Origin of the sequence: Lactobacillus acetotolerans DSM 20749 = JCM 3825, from assembly GCF_001436775.1 — a bacterium.
GTDB lineage: Bacteria > Bacillota > Bacilli > Lactobacillales > Lactobacillaceae > Lactobacillus > Lactobacillus acetotolerans.
In genome coordinates this window covers 1-10,283 of the sequence record NZ_AYZC01000046.1, presented here as the reverse complement: position 1 = coordinate 10,283, position 10,283 = coordinate 1, and the positions used below count along the sequence as shown (strand labels likewise).

Genomic DNA, 10,283 nt, shown 5'->3' with positions numbered 1-10,283 from the left:
TTGGCTTCATGACCTATTTGAATCAGTGTTGCACTTAATTTGATAATTCAGGAAATTTTTTAATAAACAAAAAAGAAGGAGAACTATGTCTCCTTCTCCTTATAAATTTAATAATTAAATTATTTCATTTGTTCTTTTACTTCAGTAGCAAAGTCTTCTTGCTTCTTTTCGATACCTTCGCCAACTTCATAGCGGGTATAAGCAACAACTTCACCATTTTTTGACTTAGCGTATTCTGCAACAGTCTTATCAGAATCCTTAACGTAAGGTTGGTCAACTAAACAAATTTCACTTAAGTATTTGTTTACCCGACCCTTAACGATCTTAGGTACAATCTTTGCAGGTTTACCTTCGTTTTCGGTTTCCTTAGTAAAGACGTCTGTTTGCCGCTTCAAATCAGCTGCAGGAACAGAATCTTTGTTTAAGTATTCTGGATTGATTGCAGCTACATGCATGGCAATGTTTCTTGCTGCCTTTTCGTTGCCACCTTTCATGGTAACTACAGAAACAATTGCACCACCATTATGCTTATAAGCACCAAATACTTCATCGTCGTTCTTAGTGATAATATCAAATCTTCTCAAAGTGATCTTTTCACCAACAACAGCTGTCAGATTAGTAATAGCGTCTTGAATAGTGCCATCTGCCAAAGGAGCCTTCAGAGCTTCTTTAACGTTAGCAGGTTTAGCAGCCAAAATAGCTTTAGTAATATCATTAACTAACTTAATAAATTTATCATTTGATGAAACAAAGTCAGTTTCTGAGTTAACTTCTACTACAGCTGCAGTATTGCCATCGATAGCATATTCTGCCAAACCTTCAGCAGCAATACGACCACTCTTCTTGGCAGCCTTAGCAACACCATTTTCTCTTAAAATATCGATAGCTTTTTCAATGCTACCATCAGCTTTAACTAAAGCATTCTTAGAATCCATCATACCAGCACCGGTACGATCACGTAATTCTTTAACTTGTTTAGCAGTAATTTTTGCCATTAATGTGTCCTCCTATAGAACTAATAGTAAAAACTAGTTTTTATCGGAATCATCTTTTTCAGAATCTTCTTTACTTGAATCTTCTGAATCTGATTTCTTAGAATCTTTTCCACCGTTAGCCATTTCAGCTTCAACGCTCTTCTCGTCGTCACTGTCATCTTGACCTTGTTTACCTTCAATAACAGCGTCAGCCATAGCACCTGTAATTAAGCGAATGGCACGAATAGCATCATCATTAGCTGGGATAACTACATCGATTGGATCTGGATCAGTGTTCGTATCAACCATTGCGACAACTGGAATACCCAAAATATTTGCTTCGTGAACGGCGATCTTTTCTTTCTTTGGATCAACTACGAATAAAACATCTGGGATTCTTGGCATATCTTCGATACCGCCTAAGAATCTTTCCAACTTGTCCTTTTGCTTAGTTAAGAGTGAAGCTTCCTTCTTTGGTAAAACATCAAAGGTGCCATCTTTAGCCATTTCCTTTAATTGCTTTAATCTCTTAACTCTACTTTGAATAGTCTTCCAGTTGGTCAAAGTACCACCTAACCAACGTTGGTTAACGTAGTATTGGCCAGCACGGGTTGCTTCTTCAGCAATTGCGTCTTGAGCTTGCTTCTTAGTACCTACAAAAAGAATAACGCCACCATCTTGGGCAACGGCTCTTACATAATTGTAAGCATCATCCAACATTTTGATTGTCTTTTGCAAATCAATAATGTAGATACCGTTTCTTTGGGTAAAAATGTAAGGAGCCATCTTTGGGTTCCATCTTCTAGTTTGGTGACCGAAGTGAACTCCGGCTTCAAGCAATTGCTTCATTGTAACAACTGGCATAAATAAATTCCTCCTATGGTTTTAATCCTCTCAAGCGTTCAATTCGATGTCTGACCACTACCCTGGGCACCAAAACACCGATCGCTCTTGATGTGTTCTACTTGCACATTGTTTAGGGCACAAAATACCCCATACACTGTACGTTAAAAATGATACTAAATTTAGACAGAAAACGCAAGGCTAAAAGTGAGCAGAATGTTTACGCAGGAAACTTTCTTTCCATTTCCTAGTATGGTGTTTAAACCAATACTCCCGTTTTAAGGCTAAACTTTTATCATCAAATTCTTCATGATAGATCATTTTTACCGGCCTTCTAGCCTTAGTATACTTTGCTCCCTTACCACTATTATGCATTTTTAAGCGGTGCGCTAAATCGTTGGTAAAACCACCATAAAAACTGCCGTCACGACACAAAAGAACGTAGAAATAATATTTTTCTTTTTGCTCGTGCCTTTTTCGGTCTTCAGGAGTTTCGCGAATGATTCTTTGAATACGGGGCAAGAAATCACCATTTTTAGCGTGAACCTCAATCGCGTCCTTTAGTACCAAACCATCACTTGCGGTATGCTTGACCGCTTCAACAATAACCAAATTACTATCCTCACCCCGGTGGGAGACAAAGGGCTGGACAACTTTAATACTCAGGTCATGCTTCATGCAGTAATAAGCAATCTCCCCTAGTCTTTCCGGCCGGTGAACCATGAACATCTTACCCTTCATCTTTAGAAGACCGCTTGCTACCTCAATGATTTCCTCCAAATTAATTAAAATCTCGTGTCTTGCGATCGCCTTTTTTCGGTCCGGATTCACCTCGTGACCCTTTGGAACCTTAAAATATGGCGGGTTAACAACCACAACGTCATAAGAATCTTTACGAAGAAATTGGGGGGCGTTCCGCACGTTATCTTGATATACCGTGATCCTATTTTCCATATTATTTAAAGCAACCGAACGACGAGCTTGGGACGCTGCCTCATCCTGAATCTCTATTGCATCGTATTTTGCACGGTTGAAATAGGCCATATAGATGGTAGCGGCACAATTACCTGCACATAAATCCGCCACCTTATACCGATCATGAATCACGTCTTTAGCCGCTGAAGCTAAAAGTAAGGTATCTAATGAAAAACTAAACGCAGTCTTATCCTGAATAATTTTTAAATCATCACTGTACATGTAATCAATGCGTTCATTTTTAGCAAGTTCAACCATAAAAATTTTGTCCTCTCAGTTAGCTTTGCTATAATATCTTACAACAAAGTGGAGGAAAATTTATGTTTTATCGTATTATTCGACCCATCGTTCGTTTCATTGTATGGGTACTTAATGGGCACTTGCACGTTCACCATAAGGAACGAATTCCAAAGGGAAATTATATTTTAGCCGCTCCGCACCGCACTTGGTGGGAGCCAATTCTTTTTGCTTTAGCAGCCAGCCCAATGGAATTCATGTTCATGACTAAAATTGAACTATACAAAAATCCCGTTTTACGTTTTATTTTAGATCACGCTCATGCCTTCCCCGTTGACCGGAAACATCCGGGCCCGTCAGTTTTAAAAATTCCAATTGATGGTTTAAGAGCGGGCAAGCTTTCACTCATTATTTTCCCATCAGGAACACGCCACTCAAATAAACTAAAAAGCGGAACGTCAGTAATTGCTAAACTTTCGCACAAACCGATAGTGCCCGTTGTTTATCAAGGCCCCCTTACTTTTAAAGGTCTATTAATGAGGAAATCACTCGATGTGTGCTTTGGTGATCCTATCTATATTGACCACAAGACTAAAATGAACCACAAAAATGAAGAGAGCATTGATAGTAAAATGCAGACCGCTTGGGACAAGCTTGATAAGGAACAAAATCCTAATTTTCATTACGTCGCGAAATAAATAGATTAGCCTAAAAAGCTAATCTTTTTTCTTGCAATTATTCTTCTAATAACTTTTTATTTAGTGTTAGAATAAATTATTAGATTTAATAAACATGGAGGGAATTTAATTGTTAGAAAAGACTTTTTATAAGAAGATGCTTAGTAAATCCTTTCCTTTCCCAGTTAAAGTAACTTATTGGGATGGAAAAAGTGAGGTTTACGGCAACGGCAAACCAGAGGTTGAGATTACTTTCAATGAAAAAATCCCAATATCCGATGTGACAAAAAATGCTTCACTTGCTTTAGGTGAAGCTTACATGGACAAAAAGATCGAAATCAAGGGCAGCATTCAAAAACTTATTTGCGGTGCTTATGAGAGTGCCGACAGCCTTATGCGTTCTTCTAAGTTCCGGAAGTTTTTGCCTAAACAAAAACACAACGAAAAGCAGAGTGAAAAAGATGTCCAAAGCCACTATGATATCGGCAATGACTTCTACAAGCTTTGGTTAGACCCAACCTTAACTTACTCATGTGCCTACTTTGAAGATGGCAATAAAGACGACCTTGAAAAGGCACAAGAAGATAAGATTCACCATATCCTTGATAAATTACATCCCCAAAAGGGTAAGACTTTACTAGATATTGGTTGTGGCTGGGGTACTTTAATGCTCACAGCTGCTAAGGAATATGGCTTAAAAGTTACTGGTGTAACTTTAAGTGAAGAGCAATATAAATTAGTCCAAAAGAAGATTTATGACCAAAATCTGCAAGACGTTGCTGAGATTAAACTTGAAGATTACCGTGAACTTGGCGACAAGCAGTGGGATTACGTTACTTCAGTTGGTATGTTCGAACACGTTGGTAAAGAAAACTTAGAGGGCTACTTCTCTGACGTTTCTAAATACCTGAAGCAAGATGGTACCGCATTGATCCACGGAATTACCCGGCAACAAGGCGGTGCAGTCAATGCCTGGATCAACAAGTACATCTTCCCAGGTGGTTACATTCCAGGTTTGCAAGAACAAATTGGCCACATCATTGATAATGGTTTACAAGTTGATGATGTAGAAATGCTCCGCCGCCACTACCAAAGAACTTTGGAAATTTGGGACAAGAACTTCAACAATTCTCGTAAAGAAATCCAAAATAAGATGGGCGAAAGATTTACCCGGATGTGGGATCTTTACTTACAAGCTTGTGCTGCTTCATTTGAATCAGGAAACATTGACGTTGTTCAATATTTGATAACCAAAGGTCCATCAGGTACTAACTTACCGATGACCCGGCAATACATGATGAAGTAAAATTTTATAATAATAAATCATAATAAACTAAAAAAGCGGGGTTAAATGACCCCGCTTTTTTGCTGCTGTTTTTTACTTGCTTTTACTTATCTTCCAAAGGGAAAATTTTATCTGGGTTAAGAATATTATTTGGATCAAATAAATTCTTAATCTTTCTTAATAAATTCGTATAGTCTTTGCCATAGAATGATTCAAAGTTATTCTCCCTTGCATAGCCGATACCGTGTTCACCTGACATATTACCATCGAGTGCTTTGGCAGTCTTATATAGTTCAGAAATAACCTTATTGCTCTTCTTAGCATATTCAGCGTCACTCATATCATCTGAACAGAGGTAAATATGCAAATTGCCATCACCAGCATGACCAAAGTTAGGGATACGCATACCTACTTCAGTTTCAAGCTGGTCAACCCGGTCTAAAACATCAGGAATATGGTTGATCGGCACGCAAATATCAACTTCATCCATCTTAGGAGTGGACTTTTGAATAGCCAAAAGCAAGGCTTCACGGCAACCCCAGATCTTTTTAGCTTCCGGAGAATCAGCTCCTAGAACAACTGCTTTTTGTGCCTTAAATGGCTTAACTGCATCTAAAGCATGTTTTAATTCAGCTTTTAACTCATCGTCAGTAAATGCGTCAATTCCGACAATAATAAAGCCATTACCGGTTCTAATTGGGAATGTATCGTTAGCGTATTTTTCCCATAAGTCAATTACTTTCCGACCCATAAATTCCACGGTAGTAGGTACTACACCAGAGGCAAGAATTGCAGGAACAGATTTAATTGCGTCATCAAGTGTTGGATATGGAATAATTGCGTTAATTGATTTTCGGGGACGCGGGTACAAACGGGGGGTAACTTCTGTTATAACGCCAAGGGTCCCCTCAGAACCAATAATCAAATCCTTAACAGAATATCCAGATGATGACTTAACTGCCTTTGCACCAAATTTGTATAATTTACCGTTTGTCAAAACGACTTTGAGTTGGCGAATATGTTCACGGGTTACACCATATTTAACAGCCTTTAATCCACCAGCATTGGTGGCAACGTTGCCGCCAATTGTTGCCCAGTGCATTGCCGGAGCAGGCATATAGGTAAATGGTTTATTTTGTAAATACTCTTCAATATCTTTCAGACGGATACCAGCCTGAACAGTCATAGTCAAACTATTAGGATCATATTCTAAAACTTTATTCATTTTAACCATATCAAGAGAAATACCACCTTCAACGGTTAAATTAGCGCCCATCAATCCAGTGGAATTACCTCTTGGTACTATAGGAATCTTATGATCATTAGCATACTTTACAATTTGTTCAACCTCTTTATTAGTAACCGGTTGAATTACCAAATCAGGCATTGCGTGCGTAGTTTTAAATTGATCATGATCCCAGTGTTTTGTTGGTTTTGTTATAAATCTATCAGAATCAGAAATAAAAGAACGTAAATTTGTAATATCTTCCTCGTTTATTTTATGATATTTCATTATTTTTCTCTTTCTACTAATTAAATTACACCTATAATTTAATTTTAATCTGCTTATGTAACCGTTGTCAAAGATTTGCATACAAAAAGTTTATTGACTTATAACAAATCAATAAACCCTCATTGCAATAATTTTTTATTTTTGCTTCTTTTGCAAGGTATACAACTTGTAGTAATAACCTTTCTGGGCTAATAATTGCTCATGCGTCCCTCTTTCAACTATGCGTCCTTTATCTAACACAATAATTTGGTCTGCATCTGCAATTGTTGATAATCTATGTGCGATTGCTAAAGTAGTTCTGCCTTTACGCAAGCGTTTCAAACCCTGCTGAATTAGAGCTTCTGTTTCAGTGTCTACATTAGCAGTTGCTTCATCTAATACTAAAATTTTTGGATCACTCACCAATGTCCGAGCAAAGGAAATTAATTGCCGTTGGCCTTGACTAAGTTCACTACCGCCTTCACCTACTTTAGCATGATACTTACCGGGCATCTTTTCAATAAAACTATCTGCTTGAACTGTTTTAGCAGCTTCTTTAATTTGTTTATCCGTAATATTTCTATTATATAAACGAATATTAGAACTAATATCACCATAAAACATAAAAGGATCTTGCAAAACCAAACCAAGCTTTTTTCGTAATTCTTTTTTTGGATATTTTTTAATATTCACGCCATCAATTAAGATTTCACCCTTATGAAATTCGTAAAAACGCATCATAACGTTAATAATTGAACTTTTCCCAGAGCCGGTATGTCCAACAATTCCTAGAGTCTCTCCTGGATTAACCGTAAACGAAATATCGTGTAAAATTTCATTTTTACCACCATAAGAAAAACTAACGTGCTTAAATTCAATTTTACCTTTAGTAATCGTCAGTCCTGTTTGTGCATTTTGTTTTGGTTCATATTGAGTTGCATCTAAGATTTTAAAAATTCTTTTACCAGCAACAATACCATCTTGAAATAAGGTCATTTGATCCATCATTGTTGAAATTGGATTAAAAAATTGAGAAAGATATTGCGAAAATGCATAAACCACACCAGCAGGTACAAAAGTGGTCCTTAAAGGAAAGCCAAAATACATTAATGCTACTGCTAAGGCCAAGGAATATAGCATACTTGTTAACGGTGACAATAACATCGAATTGAGATTAATCATATTGAAACGGGTTTTCATTAAAGAATTATTCTCATCTTCAAAATAATTAATCATTCGCTTTTCTTGTTTGAATTGCTGGATTAAAGAAACCCCTTCAATTGATTCATTTAAATCTGTATTAATTCGACTTAAACGCTCACGGTAATTACGGTATAAACGAGAACTTCTCTTTGAATATTGCCAAATAATAAAGAGCATTATTGGCAGAAAAGCTAACATTATTAGACCAGCAACAAAATTAGATGTAAACATTGCAACAAATGCTGACACAATGGAGAAGAAAGACATAACGATACTTCCCAAAACTGTCAAGAAATTGCTCAGAGTCATCGTATCATTAGTCACCCGTGATACGATCGAACCAGCTGGTGTTTGATCAAAATATCGCATTCCTAAAGTATGCAATTTTTTATAAAGAGCACGGCGAACACTTTCTAGCGATTTCTCTGAACCGAGTGCAAAAAAATACTCATACGTAAACTGAAGGATTGCTTTAATTAATGATCCAACCCCATACAATAAACCAGCAAATAAGATAATTTGTGCAGGTACACTCAAATGAACCAAATAATTGTCTAAAAAATACTGCAAGCCAAATGGTAAAAGCATATTAATAGCGCTGACAAGAAAAGCTCCAATTAAAGCAATGAGCATTTCTTTTTTAAAGCGCATAACAAAGTGCATCAAACGTTTAAATATTCCTAACTGTTCTTTAACAGGAATTTCTTTAGACCAAACTGATTCAGTATGTTCATCCTCCATTTATTGTTCACCTGCTTTCTTCTAATTCTTGCTTACGCCACATATCTGCATACCAGCCATTATTAGCTAATAATTGCTTATGTGTGCCGCGTTCAACAATTTGTCCATTTTTTAAAACCAAAATCAAATCAGCATTCATAACAGAAGTTAATCGATGTGCAGCAATCATGGTAGTCTTACCTTGTCTTTCTCTACGCAGAGATTTCAATATTTCCGTTTCTGTCTTAGCATCAACAGCTGATAATGCATCATCTAAAATTAAAATTTGACTTTGTTTTAATAGTGCACGTGCAATCGACATTCTTTGCTTTTGTCCACCAGATAGAGAAACACCATTTTCACCAACTAAGGTTCGATATCCCTTCGGCATTTGGAGCACATCATTATGTAAATCACTCTTTTTGGCTGCTGCAATAATTTGATTCTGAGTTGCATCTGTTTTTGAAAAAGAAATGTTTTTCTGAATACTAGTTGAAAACAAATAATTATTTTGTGGTACGTACGAAATCTGTCTAAGCAAAATATTTAATGGGATTTTACGAATATCGTGGCCATTTAAACTAATTTCACCATCATATTTATCGAATTCTCGTAATAATAGTTGGATAATAGTAGTTTTACCAGAGCCAACTTTACCGACTAAACCTAAAGTTTGTCCTGGCTTCAAAGTAAAATTAATATTTTTCAAAACTGGGATATTCTTTTCATCTGGATACGCAAAAGATTTAATTTGATACTTTAAATCTCCTTGAATATCAACAGGTTTCAGATTTTCATCTGCATACTTATCAGTAATTTGTGGCTTTTCATCTAACAAATCCTGTATCCGATCATAACTTGCACTCCCACGCTCAAGAATATTAAATAAATAGCCAATTGCAAACATCGGCCAAACCATGTTTCCGATGTAAGCAATAAAGGAAACAAGTTGTCCAATCGACAAAATTTTTTTAGTTACTAACAAGCCACCATAAATAATAGTGATGGTATAAGTCAACCCAACAATCATTGTTCCTAAAGGATCAAACAGAGCATCCCATTTAAAAACTTTTTTATTAATTTTGATAGTATCATCTATCATGCCATCAAAAGCTTTAGTATCTTCTTTCCCTTGACCAAAAGTTTTGATTACCTTAATTCCCGAAACTGATTCCTGCGTCTTATTATTTAAACGCGAAAATGCCGCTTGTGATTCATCAAAAGCATCATAAAGACGAATACCCACTTTATTTGCTCCCCATGCCAAAAATGGCAATGGAAGTAAGGAAACAAGAGTTAGTCGCCAATCAACAAAAATAATCATAGCAATTATAGTTGATAAACCCATGACGAGTGAATCAACAGAGGTCATAATCCCATCCCCAGCAACATTTTGGACAGCTGATACATCATTAGTAGCATGAGCCATCAGATCGCCTGTACGATGTCTTTGATAAAAAGTTCGGTCCATAACCATAAAATGTCTAAACAATTTCGATCGTAATTGCCTTTCTAGCTCAGCAGCTCCACCCCAGATTTGTTTTCGCCAAAAATACCTTAAAATATAAAGTACAATTGCAGATGCAATAACGGCTAAGATAAGTAAGACATATTGACCCCAAGAAATATGGCCTGTATCTAGTTGGTCCGCCATTAAACCTAAAACTCTTGGTGGAACTAAATTAGCAAAGGATGTCAAAGCTAAAAGAGTAATTCCAAGAATATAACGTTTCTTTTCTTTTTTAAAGAACCAACCTAATTTACTAAAAATATTCATTTTTCACCTTTTCTTTCCAAAATAAAAAAGAACGAAAGATATCCCAATGTCATTAAGTTAAGACATTGACAAAGCTGATGATACTTTTTAAGACATTTAT

General features: G+C 36.4%; 8 protein-coding genes. 2 read left to right on the top strand and 6 right to left on the bottom strand.

Features of this window, described 5'->3' with window-relative positions; translation table 11 throughout:
• Window positions 1-119: 119 nt before the first annotated feature.
• The 3 genes from tsf to FC77_RS06625 form a co-directional block, all read right to left on the bottom strand.
• Complete coding sequence (gene tsf / locus FC77_RS06635; protein ID WP_056970824.1) at window positions 120-995, bottom strand: translation elongation factor Ts; 876 nt, start codon at window positions 993-995, stop codon at window positions 120-122.
• 33 nt (window positions 996-1,028) lie between these two features.
• Entirely contained in the window at window positions 1,029-1,838 is an 810-nt protein-coding gene (gene rpsB / locus FC77_RS06630; RefSeq protein ID WP_056970823.1) for a 30S ribosomal protein S2, read from the bottom strand.
• Window positions 1,839-2,018: 180 nt separating this feature from the next.
• Window positions 2,019-3,050: a GIY-YIG nuclease family protein gene (locus FC77_RS06625; RefSeq protein ID WP_056970821.1), complete on the bottom strand. Its 1,032-nt coding sequence runs from the start codon at window positions 3,048-3,050 to the stop codon at window positions 2,019-2,021.
• 62 nt (window positions 3,051-3,112) lie between these two features.
• Here FC77_RS06625 and FC77_RS06620 point away from each other — a divergent pair, with 62 nt between their 5' ends.
• Together FC77_RS06620 and FC77_RS06615 are read left to right on the top strand one after the other, a co-directional pair.
• The gene (locus FC77_RS06620) at window positions 3,113-3,727 is read left to right on the top strand and encodes a lysophospholipid acyltransferase family protein (protein WP_054682186.1); all 615 of its coding nucleotides are present in this window, start codon (window positions 3,113-3,115) and stop codon (window positions 3,725-3,727) included.
• A gap of 109 nt (window positions 3,728-3,836) precedes the next feature.
• Complete coding sequence (locus tag FC77_RS06615; protein WP_056970819.1) at window positions 3,837-5,012, top strand: SAM-dependent methyltransferase; 1,176 nt, start codon at window positions 3,837-3,839, stop codon at window positions 5,010-5,012.
• An 82-nt stretch (window positions 5,013-5,094) separates the two neighbouring features.
• Here FC77_RS06615 and FC77_RS06610 read toward each other — a convergent pair whose 3' ends face one another.
• The 3 genes from FC77_RS06610 to FC77_RS06600 form a co-directional block, all read right to left on the bottom strand.
• Window positions 5,095-6,504 (bottom strand): FAD-binding oxidoreductase, encoded by a 1,410-nt coding sequence (locus FC77_RS06610; RefSeq protein ID WP_056970818.1) that lies wholly within the window; start codon window positions 6,502-6,504, stop codon window positions 5,095-5,097.
• A gap of 135 nt (window positions 6,505-6,639) precedes the next feature.
• A complete protein-coding gene (locus FC77_RS06605) occupies window positions 6,640-8,427 on the bottom strand; it encodes an ABC transporter ATP-binding protein (RefSeq protein ID WP_056970816.1) in 1,788 nt (595 codons plus the stop codon).
• A gap of 7 nt (window positions 8,428-8,434) precedes the next feature.
• Entirely contained in the window at window positions 8,435-10,183 is a 1,749-nt protein-coding gene (locus FC77_RS06600; protein WP_056970814.1) for an ABC transporter ATP-binding protein, read from the bottom strand.
• Window positions 10,184-10,283 lie beyond the last annotated feature (100 nt).

Excerpts from the sequence above, each read along its gene's own strand:
- FC77_RS06625 (WP_056970821.1), bottom strand. The coding sequence starts at position 3,050 with ATGGTTGAACTTGCTAAAAATGAACGCATTGATTACATGTACAGTGAT.
- tsf (WP_056970824.1), bottom strand. The coding sequence starts at position 995 with ATGGCAAAAATTACTGCTAAACAAGTTAAAGAATTACGTGATCGTACC.
- FC77_RS06600 (WP_056970814.1), bottom strand. The coding sequence starts at position 10,183 with ATGAATATTTTTAGTAAATTAGGTTGGTTCTTTAAAAAAGAAAAGAAA.
- FC77_RS06620 (WP_054682186.1), top strand. The coding sequence starts at position 3,113 with ATGTTTTATCGTATTATTCGACCCATCGTTCGTTTCATTGTATGGGTA.
- FC77_RS06610 (WP_056970818.1), bottom strand. The coding sequence starts at position 6,504 with ATGAAATATCATAAAATAAACGAGGAAGATATTACAAATTTACGTTCT.
- FC77_RS06605 (WP_056970816.1), bottom strand. The coding sequence starts at position 8,427 with ATGGAGGATGAACATACTGAATCAGTTTGGTCTAAAGAAATTCCTGTT.
- rpsB (WP_056970823.1), bottom strand. The coding sequence starts at position 1,838 with ATGCCAGTTGTTACAATGAAGCAATTGCTTGAAGCCGGAGTTCACTTC.